This window comes from Pseudomonas lactis (assembly GCF_001439845.1).
Taxonomy (GTDB): Bacteria; Pseudomonadota; Gammaproteobacteria; order Pseudomonadales; family Pseudomonadaceae; genus Aquipseudomonas; species Aquipseudomonas lactis.
Genome location: NZ_JYLO01000006.1, coordinates 87,829 through 107,862 on the forward strand (window position 1 = coordinate 87,829; position 20,034 = coordinate 107,862).

Annotated in this window: 17 protein-coding genes; all 17 read right to left on the reverse strand. The window is 60.8% G+C overall.

Going from position 1 to position 20,034, the window contains the following annotated elements; translation table 11 throughout:
- Positions 1-7 precede the first annotated feature (7 nt).
- Positions 8-1,540, reverse strand: coding sequence for an NADH-quinone oxidoreductase subunit M (gene nuoM, locus TX24_RS11270; RefSeq protein ID WP_003192119.1), 1,533 nt, complete (start codon positions 1,538-1,540; stop codon positions 8-10).
- 49 nt (positions 1,541-1,589) lie between these two features.
- Complete coding sequence (nuoL, locus tag TX24_RS11275; RefSeq protein WP_034133818.1) at positions 1,590-3,443, reverse strand: NADH-quinone oxidoreductase subunit L; 1,854 nt, start codon at positions 3,441-3,443, stop codon at positions 1,590-1,592.
- Positions 3,440-3,748: an NADH-quinone oxidoreductase subunit NuoK gene (gene nuoK / locus TX24_RS11280; protein ID WP_003174727.1), complete on the reverse strand. Its 309-nt coding sequence runs from the start codon at positions 3,746-3,748 to the stop codon at positions 3,440-3,442. Before nuoK ends, nuoL begins: the two co-directional genes overlap by 4 nt.
- 2 nt (positions 3,749-3,750) lie before the next feature.
- Complete coding sequence (nuoJ, locus tag TX24_RS11285) at positions 3,751-4,254, reverse strand: NADH-quinone oxidoreductase subunit J (RefSeq protein ID WP_003174726.1); 504 nt, start codon at positions 4,252-4,254, stop codon at positions 3,751-3,753.
- Between the two features lie 9 nt (positions 4,255-4,263).
- Positions 4,264-4,812 (reverse strand): NADH-quinone oxidoreductase subunit NuoI, encoded by a 549-nt coding sequence (nuoI, locus tag TX24_RS11290; protein WP_003174725.1) that lies wholly within the window; start codon positions 4,810-4,812, stop codon positions 4,264-4,266.
- A gap of 11 nt (positions 4,813-4,823) precedes the next feature.
- Positions 4,824-5,831 (reverse strand): NADH-quinone oxidoreductase subunit NuoH, encoded by a 1,008-nt coding sequence (gene nuoH, locus TX24_RS11295; RefSeq protein ID WP_003192116.1) that lies wholly within the window; start codon positions 5,829-5,831, stop codon positions 4,824-4,826.
- The gene (nuoG, locus tag TX24_RS11300; RefSeq protein ID WP_003192114.1) at positions 5,828-8,542 is read right to left on the reverse strand and encodes an NADH-quinone oxidoreductase subunit NuoG; all 2,715 of its coding nucleotides are present in this window, start codon (positions 8,540-8,542) and stop codon (positions 5,828-5,830) included. Before nuoG ends, nuoH begins: the two co-directional genes overlap by 4 nt.
- Positions 8,543-8,677: 135 nt before the next feature.
- Positions 8,678-10,033, reverse strand: a complete 1,356-nt coding sequence (gene nuoF, locus TX24_RS11305; protein WP_034133820.1) for an NADH-quinone oxidoreductase subunit NuoF — start codon at positions 10,031-10,033, stop codon at positions 8,678-8,680.
- Positions 10,030-10,527: an NADH-quinone oxidoreductase subunit NuoE gene (gene nuoE / locus TX24_RS11310; RefSeq protein ID WP_003174721.1), complete on the reverse strand. Its 498-nt coding sequence runs from the start codon at positions 10,525-10,527 to the stop codon at positions 10,030-10,032. Before nuoE ends, nuoF begins: the two co-directional genes overlap by 4 nt.
- A gap of 2 nt (positions 10,528-10,529) precedes the next feature.
- On the reverse strand, positions 10,530-12,314 hold the full coding sequence (gene nuoC / locus TX24_RS11315; RefSeq protein WP_003192111.1) for an NADH-quinone oxidoreductase subunit C/D: 1,785 nt from the start codon (positions 12,312-12,314) through the stop codon (positions 10,530-10,532).
- A gap of 71 nt (positions 12,315-12,385) precedes the next feature.
- On the reverse strand, positions 12,386-13,060 hold the full coding sequence (locus TX24_RS11320; RefSeq protein ID WP_003174719.1) for a NuoB/complex I 20 kDa subunit family protein: 675 nt from the start codon (positions 13,058-13,060) through the stop codon (positions 12,386-12,388).
- Between the two features lie 10 nt (positions 13,061-13,070).
- On the reverse strand, positions 13,071-13,484 hold the full coding sequence (locus tag TX24_RS11325) for an NADH-quinone oxidoreductase subunit A (RefSeq protein ID WP_003192109.1): 414 nt from the start codon (positions 13,482-13,484) through the stop codon (positions 13,071-13,073).
- Between the two features lie 644 nt (positions 13,485-14,128).
- Complete coding sequence (gene aceA / locus TX24_RS11330) at positions 14,129-15,454, reverse strand: isocitrate lyase (RefSeq protein ID WP_003174717.1); 1,326 nt, start codon at positions 15,452-15,454, stop codon at positions 14,129-14,131.
- 495 nt (positions 15,455-15,949) lie between these two features.
- Positions 15,950-16,687 carry a secretin N-terminal domain-containing protein gene (locus tag TX24_RS11335; protein WP_003192107.1) on the reverse strand — a complete coding sequence of 246 codons (738 nt, stop codon included), beginning with the start codon at positions 16,685-16,687 and terminating at the stop codon, positions 15,950-15,952.
- Between the two features lie 210 nt (positions 16,688-16,897).
- On the reverse strand, positions 16,898-17,320 hold the full coding sequence (locus tag TX24_RS11340) for a GNAT family N-acetyltransferase (RefSeq protein WP_057710354.1): 423 nt from the start codon (positions 17,318-17,320) through the stop codon (positions 16,898-16,900).
- Positions 17,313-18,479, reverse strand: a complete 1,167-nt coding sequence (locus TX24_RS11345) for a ribosomal protein uL16 3-hydroxylase (protein WP_057710355.1) — start codon at positions 18,477-18,479, stop codon at positions 17,313-17,315. The genes TX24_RS11340 and TX24_RS11345 overlap by 8 nt, the downstream gene beginning before the upstream one ends.
- 84 nt (positions 18,480-18,563) lie before the next feature.
- Positions 18,564-19,934 (reverse strand): adenylosuccinate lyase, encoded by a 1,371-nt coding sequence (gene purB / locus TX24_RS11350; RefSeq protein WP_003192102.1) that lies wholly within the window; start codon positions 19,932-19,934, stop codon positions 18,564-18,566.
- Positions 19,935-20,034 lie beyond the last annotated feature (100 nt).

The following is a 20,034-nucleotide window of genomic DNA, read 5'->3' on the forward strand; positions in this document are numbered from 1 at the left end:
AGCGCTCTTACCGGGCCGAAGCGAGTTGGGAGAAGGCGGTGCCGAACCACTGCTGCACGCCATGCATCGTTGCGGCAGAAGTGTCCAGGAACGGTTGCGGGTACACGCCGATGAAGACCAGCAGTACCGCAAGGCCGAGCACCATGATCAGTTCGCGCGCATCCATCCCTTGCAGGACGGTGTCGGACTTGGCCGGGCCGAAATAGGCGCGGTGGATCATGATCAGCGAGTAGACCGAACCGAACACCAGGCCGGAGGTGGCGATGGCGCTGATCCACGGCGTTTGCACAAAGGCACCCATCAGGATCAGGAACTCGCCGATGAAGTTACCGGTACCCGGCAAGCCCAGCGACGCGGCGGCAAAGAACAGGCTGATGGCCGGCAGGTACGCGATGCGCGACCACACGCCACCCATCTCACGCATGTCACGGGTGTGCAGGCGCTCGTACAACTGGCCACTCAGGATAAAGAGGGCAGCGGCGGAAACACCGTGGGCCAACATCTGGATCACCGCACCCTGCAGCGCCAGTTGGCTGCCGGAGTAGATGCCGATCAGTACGAAACCCATGTGGGAAACGGACGAGAAGGCAATCAGACGCTTGATGTCGGTTTGCGCGAAAGCCAGGAACGCACCGTAGAAGATCCCGATCAGACCCAGGGTCATGGCGATCGGCGCGAATTCGGCCGAAGCATTCGGGAACAGCGGCAGGGCGAAACGCAGCAGGCCGTAGGCAGCGGTCTTCAGCAGGATACCGGCCAGGTCCACGGAGCCGGCAGTCGGCGCCTGGGCGTGGGCGTCAGGCAACCAGGAGTGGAACGGCACCACCGGCAGCTTCACCGCGAAGGCGATGAAGAAGCCCAGCATCAGCACGTACTCGGTGGTCAGCGACATCTTGGTTTTCAACAGGTCGGCGTAGTTGAAGGTAATCACGCCGGTGTTGTTGAAGTTGACCAGTACCAGGCCCAGGATCGCCACCAACATGATCAGGCCGGAAGCCTGGGTGAAGATGAAGAACTTGGTCGCTGCGTAGATCCGGGTTTTCTTGCCGTCCGAAGAGCTGTGACCCCAGAGCGCGATGAGGAAGTACATCGGCACCAGCATCATTTCCCAGAAGAAGAAGAACATGAACAGGTCCAGCGCCAGGAACACGCCGACAACACCGCCCAAAATCCACATCAGGTTCAGGTGGAAGAAGCCCACGTGACGTTGGATCTCTTTCCAGGAGCAGAGTACCGAGAGGATACCCAGCAGGCCGGTCAGCAGGATCATCAACAGCGACAGGCCGTCGAGGGCCAGGTGCACGTTGATGCCGAAGCGCTGGATCCACACGTGCTTGAATTCAAGCGCGAAGGTGGGGTCGACACCCGGTGCCGGAGCGAATGAGTAGTCACCATGGGCCCACAGCCAGAGGCCGAGCGCGAGTTCCAGGGACATGGTCAGCAACGCAATCCAGCGGGGGAGGGTGGCGCCGAAGCGTTCACCCATCCAGCAGAGCAGGCCGCCGATAAAGGGGATCAGGATTAGCCAGGGCAGAATCATGACGGGCTCGTTTCCTTTTGCAAGTTCGCAAAGTACGCAATGTTCATAGTCATACCGCTACCACCACGATGGCGCCGATCACCAGCACGGCACCGACGGCCATGGAAGCTGCATACCAACGCAATTGGCCGGTCTCGCTGCGGCTCAGGGCGGTGTGACCGGCCTTGGCGGCACGCGGGATCAAACCGATGGTCTGGTCGAGCGGGTCTTTGCGCAGCACGTGGCTGATCGCAAGGTAAGGTTTGACGAACAGTTTGTCGTAGATCCAATCGAAGCCCCAGGCAGCGAACCACCAGGCCGACAGGAAGCGACCAATGCCACTGTTGGCCACGGCGGTCACGAAGCGACGCTTGCCGAGGAACAGCAGGGCCGCCAGCAGGATACCGGCGATGGCGATGGCGCCCGAGGCGATTTCCAGGCTGTGCTGGGCTTCGCCGCCGGCATGGCCGACGCTCTGTGGCAACACACCGTGCAGCGGTGGAGTGATCATCGCGCCGACGAAGGTCGACAGGATGATCAGCACCGACAGTGGCAGCCAGTGGGAGATGCCGTGGCCTGCGTGCGCTTCGGTCTTGGCTTCACCGTGGAAGGTGATGAAGATCAGGCGGAAGGTGTACAGCGAGGTCATGAACGCACCCACCAGGCCTGCGTACAGCAGGTTCTGGTTACCGCTGGCGAAAGCTTCCCAGAGGATTTCGTCCTTGGAGTAGAAACCGGCGGTCACCAACGGCAAGGCGGCCAGGGCGGCACCACCGACGATGAAGCTGGCGTAGGCCAGTGGCAGTTTCTTCCACAGGCCGCCCATCTTGAAGATGTTCTGCTCGTGGTGGCACGCCACGATCACCGCACCGGAGGCGAGGAACAGCAGGGCCTTGAAGAATGCGTGGGTCATCAGGTGGAAGATCGCCGCGTCCCAGGCGCCCACGCCAAGGGCCAGGAACATGTAGCCGATCTGGCTCATGGTCGAGTAGGCGAGGATACGCTTGATGTCGGTCTGCACCAGCGCGGCGAAGCCGGCCAGCACCAGGGTCACGCCGCCCACGATGCCCACCAGGTGCAGGATGTCCGGCGCCAGGGTGAACAGGCCGTGGGTACGGGCGATCAGGTAGACACCGGCGGTTACCATGGTGGCGGCGTGGATCAATGCCGATACCGGGGTAGGGCCGGCCATCGCATCCGCCAGCCAGGTTTGCAGCGGCAGTTGCGCAGATTTACCCACGGCGCCGCCCAGCAGCATCAGGGTCGCCAGGGTGATCCAGAAGTCGCCGACCTGGAATTTCTGCGGAGCCAGTACCAGCAGTTCCTGGATGTTCAGCGTGCCCACCTGTTGGAACAGGATGAACAGGCCGATGGCCATGAACACGTCGCCGATGCGGGTGACGATAAATGCCTTGAGTGCCGCGTTACCGTTGTTGCGGTTGCTGTAGTAGAAACCGATCAACAGGTACGAGCACAGGCCCACGCCTTCCCAGCCGAAGTACAGGAACAACAGGTTATCGCCCAGCACCAGAAACAGCATGCTGGCGATAAACAGGTTGGTGTACGAGAAGAAGCGCGAGTAGCCCGCTTCACCGCGCATGTACCAGGACGCGAACAAGTGGATCAGGAAGCCCACACCCACCACCACGCCGAGCATGGTGATCGACAGGCCGTCGACGTAGAGGGCGAAGTTGGGCTTGAAGCCTTCAACCGCCATCCACTGCCACAGCACCAGGGTGTAGTGACCGCCTTCAGGCGGTGCCACATTGAATTGCCAGATGACGTAGGCGGCCACGATGGCCGACAGGCCGATGGAGCCCACGCCGATCAGGGCCGAGAGGTTTTCCGACCAGCGCCCGCGAGAGAACGACAGCAGCAGGAAACCGATCAGGGGGAATACGAAAGTCAGAAAGATCATGTTCATCCGCGCATCTCACTGGCAGCGTCGATATCAAGCGTGTGGAAGCGACGATACAGTTGCAGCAGGATCGCCAGGCCAATACTGGCTTCGGCGGCTGCCAGGCTGATCACCAGGATGAACATGACTTGTCCATCCGGCTGGCCCCAACGTGCGCCTGCCACGATGAACGCCAGTGCCGCGGCGTTCATCATGATTTCCAGGCTCATCAACACGAACAGAATGTTACGGCGAACCATCAGGCCGACCAGGCCAAGGCAGAACAGGATGCCGGCGACCGCCAGACCATGCTCCAAAGGGATAGCAGGCATCGTCATTGCTCCTTGGCTTCGTTGCGGCCCAAGTGGAAGGCCGTGATGGCCGCGGCGAGCAGCAGCATCGAAGCCAGTTCGACCACCAGCAGGTACGGGCCGAACAGGCTGATGCCCACGGCTTTCGCGTCTACGGTGGTGTGGCCGATGGCCTGGCCGCTCTGGTGAGCGAACAGTACATACAGCAGTTCACCCAGCAGCAGGGCTGCGAGCACAACCGGGCCGAGCCAGATGCCGGGCTTGAGCCAGACGCGCTCCTGGGCGACCGAAGCCGGCCCCAGGTTGAGCATCATCACCACAAACACGAACAGCACCATGATGGCGCCGGCGTAGGCGATCACTTCCAGCACACCGGCGAACGGTGCACCGAGGCTGAAAAAGGTCATGGCCACGGCGATCAGCGAAATGATCAGGTAGAGCAGGGCGTGCACAGGGTTAGTGTTGGTGATCACGCGAAGCGTGGACACCACTGCAATACCCGATGCGAAATAGAAAGCGAATTCCATCTTTCTTCCTTAAGGCAGCAAGCTCTTCACGTTGATCGGCTCGGCTTCGTTTTGTGCGGCGCCCTTCGGCTTACCGGCAACGGCCATACCTGCAACACGATAGAAGTTGTAATCAGGGTTTTTACCGGGACCAGAGATCAAAAGATCTTCTTTCTCGTACACCAGGTCCTGACGTTTGAACTCGGCCATCTCGAAATCCGGTGTGAGCTGGATCGCGGTGGTCGGGCAAGCTTCCTCGCAGAGGCCGCAGAAAATGCAGCGCGAGAAGTTGATACGGAAGAAGTCCGGGTACCAGCGACCGTCTTCGGTTTCAGCTTTCTGCAGGGAGATGCAACCCACCGGGCACGCCACGGCGCACAGGTTGCAGGCTACGCAACGCTCTTCGCCGTCGGGGTCGCGGGTCAGTACGATGCGGCCGCGATAGCGCGGCGGCAGGTACACCGCTTCTTCGGGGTATTGCAGGGTGTCGCGTTTGCGAAAGCCGTGACCGAACACCATCACCAGGCTTCGCAACTGGGTACCGGTACCCTTAACGATGTCGCCAATATATTTGAACATGGGTCAAATCCTCACTGAACCGCGGCAGCGGGCGTGTTCAACAACACGACGGCAGCCGTCACCAGCAAATTGATCAGGGTCAGCGGCAGGCAGAATCTCCAGCTGAAATCCATCACCTGGTCATAGCGCGGGCGCGGAATCGAGGCGCGCAGCAGGATGAACAGCATGATGAAGAACGCGGTCTTCAAGAAGAACCAGAAGAAGGCCAACTGCGGCAGGATGCCAAACGGACCGTGCCAGCCGCCGAAGAACAGCGTGACCAGCAGGGCCGAGATCAAGATGATGCCGATGTACTCACCAACGAAGAACATGCCCCATTTCATACCGGCATATTCAATGTGGTAACCGTCGGCCAGTTCCTGTTCCGCTTCCGGCTGGTCGAACGGGTGACGGTGAGTCACGGCCACGCCAGCGATGAAGAAAGTACAGAAGCCGAAGAACTGCGGAATGATGAACCACAGGTTCTGCGCCTGGTACTCGACGATATCGCGCATGTTGAACGAGCCAACCTGCACCACGATGCCCATCAGGGCCAGGCCCATGAACACTTCGTAGGACACGGTCTGGGCCGAGGCCCGCAAGCTGCCCAGCAGGGCGAACTTGTTGTTACTGGCCCAACCGGCGAACAGCACGGCATAGACCGACAAACCGGCCATGGCGAAGAAGAACAGCAAGCCGATGTTCAGGTCCGCCACGCCCCAGGTCGGGGTGATCGGGATGATCGCGAAGGCGATCAGCAATGCGCTCATGGCTACCACCGGTGCCAGGGTGAAGATCACCTTGTCGGCGAACGGCGGGGTCCAGTCTTCCTTGAAGAACATTTTCAGCATGTCGGCCGCGATCTGGAACATGCCGAATGGGCCAACGCGGTTCGGACCGTAACGGTCCTGCCACCAGCCCAGCAGGCGACGTTCGACGAAGCTGAGCAACGCGCCCGCGACGACCACGGCCAACAGGATCACGATGGCCTTGACCACCGAGATGATCACGTCAATTACTTCCGGCGTGAACCAAGTCATTGCGCTGCCTCCTGCAGACCGTCAACGGTTTTGCCGAAAATGGCAGGCGGAATACCGGCGATGCCTTTAGGCAGTGCAACCAGGCCGGCACCCAGCTCGTCATTGATACGCAGCGGCAGACGCAGGGTCTGGCCGGCCACGTTCAGGCTGAGCAGCGCACCGTCGTTGACGCCCAGGCGGTCGGCTTCGGACTTGGCGACAGACACATAGGCGGCAGGAATACGCTCTTGCACCGGCGCGGCCTTGGAAGAAGTTTCTTCGCTGCCGAACAGGTGGAAGAACGGCACGACCTGCCAGGTGCCCGGCGCCGGGTTGAACGGACGCGGTACCGCAGCGAACCAGTTCAGCGAGTCACCGCTGCTTTCGATCAGGCGGGTGCCCGGGTCGCCAGCGCGGATATGACCACCGACTTCGTCCTGGAACTTGTTCCAGGCTTGCGGCGAGTTCCAGCCCGGCGACCAGGCAAACGGCACCTGCTGACGCGGCTCGGCCGAACCCGAATAACCTTCCATGGAGAAGGCAAACGCGGTGTCGTTGTCTTGCGGGGTACGCGGCTCGTGCACGCTGATGTCAGCACGCATGGCGGTACGACCGGAGTAACGCAACGGCTCACGCGCCAGTTTCAGGCCCTTGATGCGGAACGCGGCAGACGGCGCGGCATCGACGATACGAGCCAGTTGCGGCGCGCTGGCAGCGGTGGCAGCGGTGACGTGGTCGAGCTGGGTCCAGTCGATCGGCTGGTTCAGCAGGGTGGCGCGCAGGGCATGCAGCCAGCGCCAGCCTTCGTGCACCAGGATGCTGGCGTCCATGTACTTCGGATCGAACACCTGGAAGAAGCGCTGGGCGCGGCCTTCCTGGCTGACCAGGGTACCGTCGCCTTCAGCGAAGGTGGCGGCTGGCAGCACCAGGTCGGCGCGGTCGCTGGTGGCGGTCTTCTGATGGTCGGCGACGATCAGCACCTTGGCGGCGTTGAGCGCAGCGTCAACCTTGGCCGCAGCGGTGCGGGTGTACAGGTCGTTTTCCAGTACCACGATGGCGTCGGCGTTGCCGTCGATCACGGCTTGCAGCGCCGCGTCCACGGACTCGCCACCGAGCATGGCCAGGCCCAGACTGTTGGCTTCCGGCACTACCAGGCTGATGGAACCGTTTTTGTCGCGCAGCTTCAGGGCCTTGGCGATGTTGGCAGCGGCTTCGATCAGCGCCTTGGAACCCAACGAGGTACCGGCAATGATCAACGGACGCTTGGCCGCCAGCAGGGCGTCGGCAATGCGCTGGGCCAGTTCGACGGCTTCAGCGTCCAGGCCTTCAACCGCAGGCGCGCTGGCGTCGAGGGCATGGGCCACGGCGAAACCGAGGCGGGCCAGGTCGTCCGGCGCAGCGTGCACGCATTCTTCGGCGATGTCGTCGAGCTTGGTTTCAGCCAGAGAAGCGATAAACAGCGGGTTCAGCGCGTGCTGGCCGATGTTTTTCACGGCCGCGTCGAGCCACGGCTGTACGCGCATGGCGTCGGCCATTTCTTCGGCCTTGCCTTTGACCGATTGACGCAGGGACAGCGCGATACGCGCGGCGGTCTGGGTCAGGTCTTCACCGAGCACGAAGATCGCATCGTGGTCTTCGATGTCGCGCATGTTCGGAACCGGCAGCGGGCTGTCGTTCAGCACTTGCAGGACCAGGCGGATGCGCTCCAGCTCGCCGGCTTCGATACCGCAGTAGAAGTGCTCGGCACCTACCAACTCGCGCAAGGCGAAGTTGCTTTCGAGGCTGGCACGTGGTGAACCGATACCGACGATGTTACGGCCGCGCAACAGGTCGGCGGCCTTATCCAGTGCGGCGTCCAGGCTCAGCTTGGCGCCATCGGCCAACAGTGGCTGGCGTGGGCGGTCTTCGCGGTTGACGTAGCCATAGCCGAAACGGCCACGGTCGCACAGGAAGTACTGGTTGACCGAACCGTTGAAGCGGTTTTCGATGCGACGCAGTTCGCCGTAGCGCTCGCCCGGGGAGATGTTGCAACCGCTGGAGCAGCCATGGCAGATGCTCGGTGCAAACTGCATGTCCCACTTACGGTTGTAGCGCTCGGAGTGGGTCTTGTCGGTGAACACACCGGTCGGGCAGACCTCGGTGAGGTTGCCGGAGAACTCGCTCTCCAGCACGCCGTCTTCAACGCGACCGAAGTACACGTTGTCGTGGGCGCCGAATACACCCAGGTCGGTGCCGCCGGCGTAGTCCTTATAAAAGCGCACGCAGCGGTAGCAGGCGATGCAGCGGTTCATTTCGTGGGAAATGAACGGGCCGAGGTCCTGGTTCTGGTGGGTACGCTTGGTGAAGCGATAACGGCGCTCGTTGTGGCCGGTCATCACCGTCATGTCTTGCAGGTGGCAGTGACCGCCTTCCTCACAGACCGGGCAGTCGTGGGGGTGGTTGGTCATCAGCCATTCGACAACGCTGGCGCGGAATGCCTTGGATTCTTCATCGTCGATGGAGATCCAGGTGTTGTCGGTGGCTGGGGTCATGCAGGACATGACGATACGACCACGGGTGTCGTTCTCGTCGGTGTATTGCTTGACCGCACACTGGCGACAGGCACCGACGCTACCAAGCGCGGGGTGCCAGCAGAAATACGGGATGTCGAGACCGAGTGACAGACACGCCTGTAACAGGTTGTCCGCCCCATCGACTTCGAGCGCTTTGCCGTCTACGTGGATAGTGGCCATGGTTCAAAGTTCTTCGTTGGCCCGTTGTCAGCGGGCGTGGCTAATGGAATCTTGTTATTCATGTGCATCTACACAGCCTTGAAGGCGTCAGCACATGAGCAGGCGAAGGGCACGGACCCTTCGCCTGTTTAAGCGTTACGCGCCGACTACGATCGGCTTCGCCAGAGGCGGGACGGCGGCGCTGGTGGGCGCGATGCCGGCTTCGAACTCCGAGCGGAAGTATTTGATTGCGCTGCCCAATGGCTCCACGGCGCCCGGTGCGTGAGCACAGAAGGTCTTGCCTGGGCCGAGGAAGCCGACCAGGCCCAGCAGGGTTTCGATGTCACCCTCGCGGCCTTCGCCATTTTCCAGGGCCATCAGCAGCTTGACGCTCCACGGCAGACCGTCGCGGCATGGGGTGCAGAAACCGCACGATTCACGGGCAAAGAACTGCTCCATGTTGCGCAGCAGCGAGACCATGTTCACCGTGTTGTCGACCGCCATCGCCAGGCCAGTACCCATCCGGGTACCCACCTTGCCGATGCCGCCGGCATACATCTGTGCGTCGAGGTGCTCAGGGAGCAGGAAGCCGGTACCGGCGCCGCCTGGCTGCCAGGCTTTCAAGGTGTAGCCGTCGCGCATGCCGCCGGCGTAGTCCTCGAACAGCTCGCGCGCGGTCACGCCGAACGGCAGCTCCCACAGGCCAGGGTTCTTGACCTTGCCGGAGAAGCCCATGAGCTTGGTGCCCATGTCTTCGCTGCCTTCACGGGCCAAGGATTTGTACCAGTCCACGCCGTCGGCGATGATCGCTGGCACATTGCACAGGGTCTCGACGTTGTTCACGCAGGTCGGCTTGCCCCACACGCCCACGGCGGCGGGGAAGGGCGGCTTGGAGCGCGGGTTGGCGCGGCGGCCTTCAAGGGAGTTGATCAGTGCGGTTTCTTCACCGCAGATATAACGCCCGGCGCCGGTGTGTACGAACAGTTCGAAGTCAAAGCCGGAACCGAGGATGTTCTTGCCCAGCAAGCCTGCGGCCTTGGCTTCTTGCACGGCACGGTTGAGGTGCTTGGCGGCGGTGGTGTACTCGCCACGCAGGAAGATGTAGCCACGGTAGGTTTTCAGCGCACGGGCACTGATCAGCATGCCTTCGATCAGCAGATGGGGCAGTTGCTCCATCAGCATGCGGTCTTTCCAGGTGTTGGGCTCCATTTCATCTGCGTTGCACAGCAGGTAGCGGATGTTGATGGATTCGTCTTTGGGCATCAGGCCCCACTTCACGCCAGTGGGGAAGCCCGCACCGCCGCGGCCCTTGAGGCCGGCGTCCTTCACGGTCTGGACGATATCGTCCTGGGCCATGTCGGCGAAGGCTTTGCGCGCAGCCGCGTAGCCGTTCTTGGCCTGGTACTCGTCGAGCCATACCGGCTCGCCGTCGTCACGCAGGCGCCAGGTGAGGGGGTGAGTCTCGGCCGAACGCTTGATCAGGTTGGCCGGGCCGAAGGAAGTCAGGGTCATGGGTAGCCCTCGAGCAATTGGGTGACGCCAGCGGGCTGTACGTCACCGAATGTGTCGTCGTCGATCATCAACGCCGGCGCCTTGTCGCAGTTGCCTAGGCAGCACACCGGCAGCAGCGTGAAGCGGCCGTCCGGGGTGGTCTGGCCGAGGCCGATGCCCAGCTTGTTCTGGATCTCGCTGACCACGGACTCATGGCCGCCGATGTAGCAGACCATGCTGTCGCACACGCGAATGATGTGGCGGCCCACCGGCTGACGGAAGATCTGGCTGTAGAACGTGGCCACGCCTTCAACGTCGCTGGCGGGGATGCCGAGGATCTCGCCGATGGCGTAGAGGGCGCCGTCGGGCACCCAGCCACGTTCCTTCTGGACGATCTTCAGGGCTTCGATAGACGCCGCGCGCGGGTCTTCGTAGTGATGCAGCTCGTGCTCGATGGCCGAGCGCTCGGTTTCACTCAAGGTGAAACGGTCTGTCTGGATAAGCGTGCTGTTCATGCTTAGCGGTCCACGTCGGCCATAACGAAATCGATACTACCCAGGTACGCAATCAAGTCCGCGACCATCTCGCCTTTGATCACCGAAGGGATCTGCTGCAAGTGGGCAAAGCTTGGGGTACGAATCCGGGTGCGGTAGCTCATGGTGCCGCCATCGCTCGTCAGGTAATAACTGTTGATACCCTTGGTCGCTTCGATCATCTGGAAGGATTCGTTGGCCGGCATCACCGGGCCCCACGAAACCTGCAGGAAGTGCGTGATCAGGGTTTCGATGTGCTGCAGCGTGCGCTCTTTGGGCGGCGGCGTGGTCAGCGGGTGATCCGCCTTGTACGGGCCGGCCGGCATGTTGCGCATGCACTGCTCGATGATCTTCAGGCTCTGGCGCATTTCTTCGACGCGCACGATGCAACGGTCGTAGGCATCGCCATTGGCCGCCAGCGGTACTTCGAACTCGAAGTTCTCGTAGCCGGAGTATGGGCGCGCTTTACGCAGGTCGAAGTCGCAACCAGTGGAACGCAGGCCGGCACCGGTGACGCCCCATTCCAGGGCCTCTTTGGTGTTGTACTGCGCGACGCCGATGGTGCGGCCTTTGAGGATGCTGTTGTCCAGGGCGGCTTTCTGGTATTCGTCCAGACGCTTGGGCATCCAGTCGATGAATTCCTTGACCAGGCGCTCCCAGCCGTTCGGCAGGTCGTGGGCCACCCCGCCAATGCGGTACCAGGCCGGGTGCAGACGGAAGCCAGTGATGGCTTCGATGACCTTGTACGCGCGCTGACGGTCGGTGAAGGTGAAGAACACCGGGGTCATGGCGCCGACGTCCTGGATATAGGTACCCAGGAACAGCAGGTGGCTGGTGATCCGGAAGAACTCGGCCATCATGATGCGGATGGTGTCGACGCGGTCCGGCACCTTGATACCGGCCAGCTTCTCGACCGAGAGCACGTACGGCAGGTTGTTCATCACGCCGCCGAGGTAGTCGATACGGTCGGTGTACGGGATGAAGCTGTGCCAGGACTGACGCTCGGCCATCTTCTCGGCGCCACGGTGGTGGTAGCCGATGTCCGGGACGCAGTCGACGATCTCTTCGCCGTCCAGTTGCAGGATAATACGGAAGGCACCGTGAGCCGAAGGGTGGTTCGGGCCCAGGTTGAGGAACATGTAGTCCTCGTTAGTGCCGGAACGCTTCATGCCCCAGTCTTCGGGGCGGAAGCGCGCGGCTTCTTCTTCCAGTTGCTGCTTGGCCAGGTTGAGGCTGAACGGGTCGAATTCGGTGGCGCGGGCAGGGAAGTCCTTGCGCAGCGGGTGACCTTCCCAAGTCGGTGGCATCATGATGCGCGTCAGGTGCGGGTGGCCGGGGAAGTCGATACCGAACATGTCCCAGACTTCACGCTCGTACCAGCTGGCGTTCGGCCAGATACCGGTCACGGTCGGGATGCTCAGGTCGCTCTCGCTCAGGGCAACCTTGATCATCACGTCGCTGTTACGTTCCAGCGACATCAGGTGGTAGAACACGGTGAAATCGGCGCCGCTCGGCAGGCCCTGGCGCTTGGTGCGCAGACGCTCGTCCACGCCATGCAGGTCATAGAGCATGACGTACGGCTTGGGCAGGTTGCGCAGGAAGGTCAGGACTTCGACGAGCCTGGCACGCGCCACCCACAGCACCGGCATACCGGTGCGTGTGGCCTGGGCGGTGAAGGCGTCAGGGCCAAAACGGTTATTGAGTTCGACAACCACATCCTGGTCGTCTGCCTTATAAGGCGGGATGTACAGAGCACTGCCTGTAGTCATGGTTTTTTATCGCTTTCGGTCAACGTAAAGAATGAAGCCAGGTTTTCGTTCTATAAAAGAAGCGGGCTGGATCAGACTTCGTCGGGGCTGCGCAGGTTGGTGACTGCGATTCGCTGTTCGCGGCGCTGTTCCTTTTGAGACGGCATCTCGGCGCGATAAACGCCTTGATCACCGACCACCCAGGACAGTGGGCGACGCTCCTTGCCAATCGATTCCTGCAACAGCATCAAGCCTTGCAGGAACGCTTCGGGACGGGGCGGGCAGCCAGGCACGTAGACGTCCACGGGCAGGAACTTGTCCACCCCTTGAACGACCGAGTAGATGTCGTACATGCCACCGGAGTTGGCGCACGAACCCATGGAGATAACCCATTTTGGTTCGAGCATTTGCTCATAGAGACGCTGGATGATCGGCGCCATCTTGATGAAGCAGGTACCGGCGATAACCATGAAATCCGCCTGGCGCGGCGAGGCCCGGATCACTTCGGCGCCAAAGCGCGCGATGTCGTGGGGCGCCGTGAAGGCGGTGGTCATTTCCACGTAGCAGCACGAAAGGCCGAAGTTGTACGGCCACAGGGAGTTTTTACGCCCCCAGTTGACCGCACCACTCAGCACGTCTTCCAGCTTGCCCATGTAGATGTTTTTGTGGACTTGGTCTTCTAACGGGTCGGAAACGGTTTCCCGTTCGCCGATGGGGTACTGCTCGTTAGGAGCATCCGGGTCGATCCTGGTGAGATTGTATTGCATTGCCAAAGCCTCATTGTTTCAGCTTCGCTTGCCGCTTGCGACGAGCTTCCGGAGCCCAGTCAAGGGCGCCCACTCGGAACAGGTAGACAAGACCTGCCAACAGAATTGCTATGAAAACGAGAGCTTCGACGAATCCGGTCCAGCCGCTTTCGCGGACGGACACAGACCATGCAAAGAGAAAGAGGGCTTCGATATCGAAGATCACGAACAACATCGCGACCAGATAGAATTTGGCTGAGAGCCGCAAGCGGGCGCCACCTGTAGGCAGCATGCCGGATTCGAACGGTTCGTTTTTGCTGCGGCCCCAGGCTTTTGACCCGAGGAGGCTGGACACGCCGAGCATGAAGGCGCAAAGGCCTACAACACCGAGGAGGAAAATGGCAAAGCCCCAGTTGTGGGCCATGAGTCCTGTCGCGTCGGTCATGCTGGAAATCCTTAACAGAGAGCAAAGGTCTCTGAGCTCGAAAAAGTAACGATGCAGTGACGATATGTCGCACTGCAATCAATCGCGGTGATTTTATGGCTAAACACCGGGCAAGTAAAATTCCCAGGGCGAAATTATTCGGTGGAATAAGCACATAGTGCACCTTCTTGGGGCTGTAGCCCTTGTGGTGTGGGCATTAGCGGGCTTTTCATCAAATATGTTTTGTTTAAGATGTAACGAAGTTTTCAAGCGCCAAATGATAATGAATATTGTTTGCGCAGAGGTTTAAGCGAGTGTTTCTCATGTGGCGCGGGAAGTTAGCGTTACTTGCTTGAGTGCTGCTTAGTTGCTGCAACGGCTCTTTTACCCGATTGGGCCTGTGCGGATACCGCTCTGGATCAATGTTTTTAGCAAAAAACTATGGATAGGGCGCGGTCAATGTGGGAGCTGGCTTGCCTGCGATAGCAGCGAATCAGCTGAAACACCTGCCTCTGACCCACCGCCATCGCAGGCAAGCCAGCTCCCACCATTGATTTTCGGTGATTCCTAGGCAAAAAAAACGCCCCGAACCAGTCGGGGCGTGATTGTTGCGCGGCACTGCGGTTAGGTCTTCCGTGGGGCCGCAGTGGCCGTGTACGCGGTACTTAGTGGAACTGCTCTTCTTCGGTCGAGCCGGTCAGCGCGGTCACGGACGAGGTGCCGCCCTGGATTACGGTGGTCATGTCGTCGAAGTAGCCGGTGCCCACTTCCTGCTGGTGCGCCACGAAGGTGTAGCCTTTGGCGGCGTCAGCGAATTCCTGCTCCTGCAGCTTCACGTAGGCCGTCATGTCGTTGCGGGCGTAGTCGTGCGCCAGGTTGAACATGCTGTGCCACATGTTGTGGATACCGGCCAGGGTGATGAACTGGTGCTTGTAGCCCATGGCCGACAGCTCACGCTGGAACTTGGCGATGGTCGCGTCGTCCAGGTTCTTCTTCCAGTTGAAGGAAGGCGAGCAGTTGTAGGACAGCAGTTGGTCCGGGTATTCCTTCTTGATCGCTTCGGCAAAGCGGCGTGCTTCGTCCAGGTCCGGCTTGGCGGTTTCGCACCAGATCAGGTCGGCGTACGGCGCGTAGGCCAGGCCACGGGCGATAGCCTGGTCGAGGCCGGCGCGCACTTTGTAGAAGCCTTCCTGGGTGCGTTCGCCGGTGACGAACGGCTGGTCGTACGGGTCGCAGTCCGAGGTCAGCAGGTCTGCTGCGTTGGCGTCGGTACGGGCCAGGATGATGGTCGGCGTACCGGCCACGTCAGCGGCCAGGCGAGCGGCGGTCAGCTTCTGTACGGCTTCCTGGGTCGGTACCAGTACCTTGCCGCCCATGTGGCCGCATTTTTTCACCGAGGCCAACTGGTCTTCGAAGTGCACGCCGGCAGCGCCTGCCTCGATCATGCTTTTCATCAGTTCGTAGGCGTTGAGTACGCCGCCGAAACCGGCTTCGGCGTCGGCCACGATTGGCGCGAAGTAGTCGATGTAGCCTTCATCGCCTGGGTTCTTGCCGGCTTTCCACTGGATCTGGTCGGCACGACGGAACGAGTTGTTGATGCGCTTGACCACGGTTGGCACCGAGTCCACCGGGTACAGCGATTGGTCGGGGTACATGGATTCAGCGGAGTTGTTGTCCGCTGCCACTTGCCAGCCGGACAGGTAGATCGCCTGGATACCGGCTTTTACCTGCTGGACTGCCTGGCCGCCAGTGAGGGCGCCCATGCAGTTGACGAAATCTTTGTCGGGACGGAAGGACGGCTTGGCGCCTTGGGTGACCAGGTTCCACAGCTTCTCGGCGCCGAGTTTTGCAAAGGTGTGCTCAGGTTGAACCGAGCCACGCAGGCGGACGACGTCAGCAGCGGAATAAGCGCGGGTTACGCCTTTCCAGCGTGGGTTTTCAGCCCAGTCTTTTTCAAGGGCTGCAATTTGCTGTTCGCGTGTCAGTGCCATGGGGAAAAACCTCGTCGCGTCTTGTTTGAAGTATCCGTTTGCCAGCCCGGCATTCGTTGCCTGGGTAGGGTTGCTCGCTGACCAGAAGCTTTGGTGTTCAAGTCAAATCTGACGGAGGTAGGCGACGGGATGAACGATGGGGCTCAAAGGGGGGAGTTGAGCAGGTAAGGGCAAACTGCGAACGGTCTTCGGGCGTCGTGGGCCTTGGTACGATCCATCAGTGTGTAGCCGGGTTACCTGGTTAGCTTCCGTCCCTCGGGACAACTTCGTTCCAGTCGCAACCAACGTCAAACACACCTTGTGGGCGGTACAGACACGAATCGGCTCAGGTGGGTAGCTTAGAGCAGCGATCCGAAGGCCCTTGCCAGGGCCCCTGATTAGCGGGAGCGAGGCCATCATGCCCATGCTTTTTTGGCTCGTCAAATGTTTTGTAGTGCTTTTTTTAAAGCACTACATCTTTAGTCTAATGCGACTTGCCAGTCAGTTTTCGGTGCTTCAGTTCAGGGTGTCGACCTTGACCCGTAAAGTCAGGTCATCGCGGCCCTGAGTAGAGTAGCTGCGGGTTGTAGAGGATTTGTCCGCCTGGGTTTCGCGATTGATGCCGGCCAGGGGGATCCATTCGCCCAGGCGGCCGCTGACAGTTGTGTCGGTGCTTTGCACGTTCACTACATCGGGACGTTCCTGGCTCATGCGGTCACGGTTGGTACTGATGGCCAGGTGTACGGTTTCGCCAGTGACGCTGGCGGTCACGTAAAAGCCCTGGGTGACGTTGCGATACTGGGTCTGGTTTTGCAGACGGCCATAGCTGTCCTGTTGCGTGGTGGTCAGCGGTACGCTCTGGCCGACCTGGATCAGCGCAGGCACGCCTTCGCTGGCCTGGATCTGCTGCACGCCACCGTCGCGGCTGGCAGTGCCGTAGCTGATGATGCGGGTCTGGCTGTCACCGCTGTTCTGCTGGTTGTTCTCGTTGGTATCGACGGTGATCAGCAGGCGTTTGGCCGGTGTATCCAATTGGCCGAGCAGTGCGCGCAAGCCCTCGATCTTGGCGGGCTCAGCGTTAACGATAAGTTGGTTGCCGTAGGCGCTGACGGTGCCGTCCTTGCCGATGAAGTTCTGCGCCACGGGCAGCAGGTCGGCGCTGGTGCGGTTGTTCAGGTTGACGACTTCAGTGGCGGCCATGGCGCAAGCGCTGACGGTCATCAGGAGGGCGGTGAGCAGGGTGCGTAGGGACATGTCCGTTATCTCTGCGAGTCATTTGCTTGATAGTGCCAGTTTGTCGGCCTGGCAGGGTGCAAGTTGAATCGTAGACGGCAAAATGCCCTGGCAGGCAGGGCATTCAGGGTGTTGCTGAAATAGCTATCGCAGGCAAGCCAGCTCCCACACTTGGAATGCAGTCAAATGTGGGAGCTGGCTTGCCTGCGATAAAGGCGGCGCGGTCTCGAATTAGCCCTCGCGCACCATATCCACATGCGGAATCCCGACCTCAAGAAACTCATCGCTGACAATCTTGAAACCCAGCCGCTCATAGAACGGCGCCGCATACACCTGCGCACTCAGGAACTGCCGGGTCTGGCCGCGTTTCACAGCCTCGCCAATCACGGCTTCCATCAGCTTGTCGCCGACTTTCAGCCCGCGCCAGTCCTTGAGTACCGACACGCGCCCGATCTCGCCGCTGGGCAGCAGTCGAGCAGTGCCAATCGGGAAGTCGCCTTCGTATGCAAGAAAATGCATGGCGCCGGCATCGTCCGCGTCCCACTCCAGTTCAGGCGGGACCGATTGTTCAGCGATAAATACCGCTTCACGAATGCGCCGAATCTCGTCGATATCCTTTCGCCAGTCCGCGACACTTACGTGAATTCTATTCATCCGCGAACCCCAGGCTGCCTTGCTTGACCAGTTCGCACAGCAGGTCGCGACCGTCTTCGTCGGCCAGCCACTCGCCCAGGTTTTCGCTGTGCAGTGCATCCGCCGAGCACACCAGCTTCAACAGTTCACGCAGTCTGCCCGGCAGGTAACGGCTCTGGCCGCTGGCGAACAGCAGGACGTCGTCGTCCACTTCGGACCAGGCCAGGCGCGCGCTCGGGTTGCGCACCAGGATCGCGCCGTCTTGCAGGCTGTTGATGAAGTCTTCTTCGCCCAACTCTTCGCCGGCTACCAGCTCCGGGTAGCGTGGTTCGGTCATGAACTGGCCGAACCAGGTCAGCAGCATGCGCTCATCGCTCATGTGCTCGGCGAGCAGGCCCTTGAGGCGGTCCAGTGCGTCGCCCTGAATCTGGTGCGGGTCGCTGACCGGCTGGGCGTCGGCGTCGGTGTAGCGTTCTTCGTCGGTCAGGTACTGGCTGAGGAAGTCGGTGAAGTGGGTCAGCACTTCAGCGGCGCTCGGTGCACGGAAACCGACGGAATAGGTCATGCAGTCGTCTTCGGCAATACCGAAATGGGCCAGGCGCGGCGGCAGGTAGAGCATGTCGCCCGGTTCCAGTACCCATTCGGCGCTTTCTTCGAATTCGGCGAGGATGCGCAGGTCGGCGTGTTGCAGCAACGGGCTTTCGGAATTGCACATCTGGCCGATCTTCCAGTTGCGCTTGCCCTGGGCTTGCAGCAGGAACACATCGTAGTTATCGAAATGCGGACCGACGCTGCCACCCGGCGCGGCGAAGCTGATCATCACATCATCGATACGCCAGCTCGGCAGGAAGCGGAAGTGCTCCAACAGCTCAGCCACTTCCGGCACGAACTGGTCGACCGCCTGCACCAGCAGGGTCCACTCACGCTCGGGCAGGGTGCTGAAAGCGTCTTCGGCGAACGGGCCGCGGCGCAGTTCCCACGGGCGCTCGCCGTGTTCGATCACCAGGCGCGACTCGACTTCCTCTTCCAGGGCCAGGCCTGCCAGTTCGTCGGCATCAATCGGGCTTTCGAAGTCAGGGAGGGCCTGGCGGATCAGCAGCGGTTTTTTCTGCCAGTAGTCGCGCAGGAATTCCCGTGCCGTGATGCCGCCCAGAAGTTGAAGAGGGATATCAGGATTCATGTGTAACCTATTGAAAAAAAGCACTTTTAAGACAGGAATAAAAACGCCCGGCGCGGCCGGGCGTCTCAAAGGAGCTTGCTTGGATCAGATGCGCTTGGCTTGCTCTACAGCGTTGCCGATGTAGTTGGCCGGGGTGAGCAGTTTCAGCTCGGCCTTGGCCGCGGCTGGCATGTCCAGGCCGTCGATGAAAGTTTGCAGCGCTTCGGGGCTGATGCCCTTGCCGCGCGTCAATTCTTTCAGCTTCTCGTAGGGGTTTTCGATGTTGTAGCGGCGCATCACGGTCTGGATCGGCTCGGCCAGTACTTCCCAGCACGCGTCCAGGTCAGCGGCAATCTTCTGCTCGTTGAGCTCCAGCTTGCTGATGCCTTTGAGGCTGGCTTCGTATGCGATCACGCTGTGGGCAAAGCCGACACCGAGGTTGCGCAGTACAGTGGAGTCGGTCAGGTCGCGCTGCCAGCGGGAGATCGGCAACTTGCTGGCCAGGTGCTGGAACAGGGCGTTGGCAATACCCAGGTTGCCTTCGGAGTTTTCGAAGTCGATCGGGTTGACCTTGTGCGGCATGGTCGAAGAACCGATTTCGCCGGCAATGGTGCGCTGCTTGAAGTAGCCCAGGGAGATGTAGCCCCAGATATCGCGATCAAAATCGATCAGGATGGTGTTGAAGCGTGCAATCGCGTCGAACAGCTCGGCGATGTAGTCGTGCGGTTCGATCTGCGTGGTGTAGGGGTTGAAACCCAGGCCCAGCTCGTCTTCGATGAAGGCGCGGGCGTTGGCTTCCCAGTCGATCTCAGGGTAGGCCGACAGGTGGGCGTTGTAGTTGCCTACGGCGCCGTTGATCTTGCCCAGCAATGGCACGGCGGCGACTTGGGCGATCTGGCGCTCCAGGCGGTACACAACGTTGGCCAGTTCTTTGCCCAGGGTAGTTGGCGAGGCCGGCTGGCCGTGGGTGCGCGACAGCATCGGCACGGCAGCGAAACGGATCGCCAGCTCGCGGATGGCTTCGGCAGTCTGGCGCATCAGCGGCAACATCACGTCATCACGGCCTTCGCGCAGCATCAGGGCGTGGGACAGGTTGTTGATGTCCTCGCTGGTGCAGGCAAAGTGGATGAACTCGCTGACCTTGGCCAGTTCCGGCAGTTGGGCCGCTTGCTCTTTGAGCAGGTATTCGATGGCTTTGACGTCGTGGTTGGTGGTGCGCTCGATCTCTTTCACACGCTCGGCGTGCTCCAGGGAGAAGTTTTCCGCCAGGGCGTTCAATACAGCGTTAGCCTCGGCGGAAAACGCCGGCACTTCGCTGATGGCGCGGTGACTGGCCAGGCGCTGGAGCCAGCGCACTTCAACCAGGACACGGGCACGGATCAGGCCGTACTCGCTGAAAATAGGGCGCAGGGCCTGGGTTTTGCCGGCGTAGCGGCCGTCAACAGGGGAAACCGCAGTGAGCGAAGAGAGCTGCATGGGGTGTTCTCGGACAGTCGGGCAACGAAATGGGGCGCGTATCATACATGAAAAAAACCGCCGGTCCGTCGCCAACTGACCGGCGTATTACGCGTAATGG

Coding starts and splice junctions, on each gene's coding strand:
- nuoI (WP_003174725.1), bottom strand. CDS start 4,812: ATGTTCAAATATATTGGCGACATCGTTAAGGGTACCGGTACCCAGTTG.
- aceA (WP_003174717.1), bottom strand. CDS start 15,454: ATGGCACTGACACGCGAACAGCAAATTGCAGCCCTTGAAAAAGACTGG.
- nuoG (WP_003192114.1), bottom strand. CDS start 8,542: ATGGCCACTATCCACGTAGACGGCAAAGCGCTCGAAGTCGATGGGGCG.
- nuoM (WP_003192119.1), bottom strand. CDS start 1,540: ATGATTCTGCCCTGGCTAATCCTGATCCCCTTTATCGGCGGCCTGCTC.
- TX24_RS11325 (WP_003192109.1), bottom strand. CDS start 13,484: ATGACCGACGCGACAGGACTCATGGCCCACAACTGGGGCTTTGCCATT.
- nuoH (WP_003192116.1), bottom strand. CDS start 5,831: ATGACTTGGTTCACGCCGGAAGTAATTGACGTGATCATCTCGGTGGTC.
- nuoL (WP_034133818.1), bottom strand. CDS start 3,443: ATGAACATGATCTTTCTGACTTTCGTATTCCCCCTGATCGGTTTCCTG.
- nuoJ (WP_003174726.1), bottom strand. CDS start 4,254: ATGGAATTCGCTTTCTATTTCGCATCGGGTATTGCAGTGGTGTCCACG.
- purB (WP_003192102.1), bottom strand. CDS start 19,934: ATGCAGCTCTCTTCGCTCACTGCGGTTTCCCCTGTTGACGGCCGCTAC.
- nuoK (WP_003174727.1), bottom strand. CDS start 3,748: ATGCCTGCTATCCCTTTGGAGCATGGTCTGGCGGTCGCCGGCATCCTG.
- TX24_RS11320 (WP_003174719.1), bottom strand. CDS start 13,060: ATGCAATACAATCTCACCAGGATCGACCCGGATGCTCCTAACGAGCAG.
- nuoC (WP_003192111.1), bottom strand. CDS start 12,314: ATGACTACAGGCAGTGCTCTGTACATCCCGCCTTATAAGGCAGACGAC.
- TX24_RS11345 (WP_057710355.1), bottom strand. CDS start 18,479: ATGAATCCTGATATCCCTCTTCAACTTCTGGGCGGCATCACGGCACGG.
- TX24_RS11335 (WP_003192107.1), bottom strand. CDS start 16,687: ATGTCCCTACGCACCCTGCTCACCGCCCTCCTGATGACCGTCAGCGCT.
- TX24_RS11340 (WP_057710354.1), bottom strand. CDS start 17,320: ATGAATAGAATTCACGTAAGTGTCGCGGACTGGCGAAAGGATATCGAC.
- nuoE (WP_003174721.1), bottom strand. CDS start 10,527: ATGAACAGCACGCTTATCCAGACAGACCGTTTCACCTTGAGTGAAACC.
- nuoF (WP_034133820.1), bottom strand. CDS start 10,033: ATGACCCTGACTTCCTTCGGCCCGGCCAACCTGATCAAGCGTTCGGCC.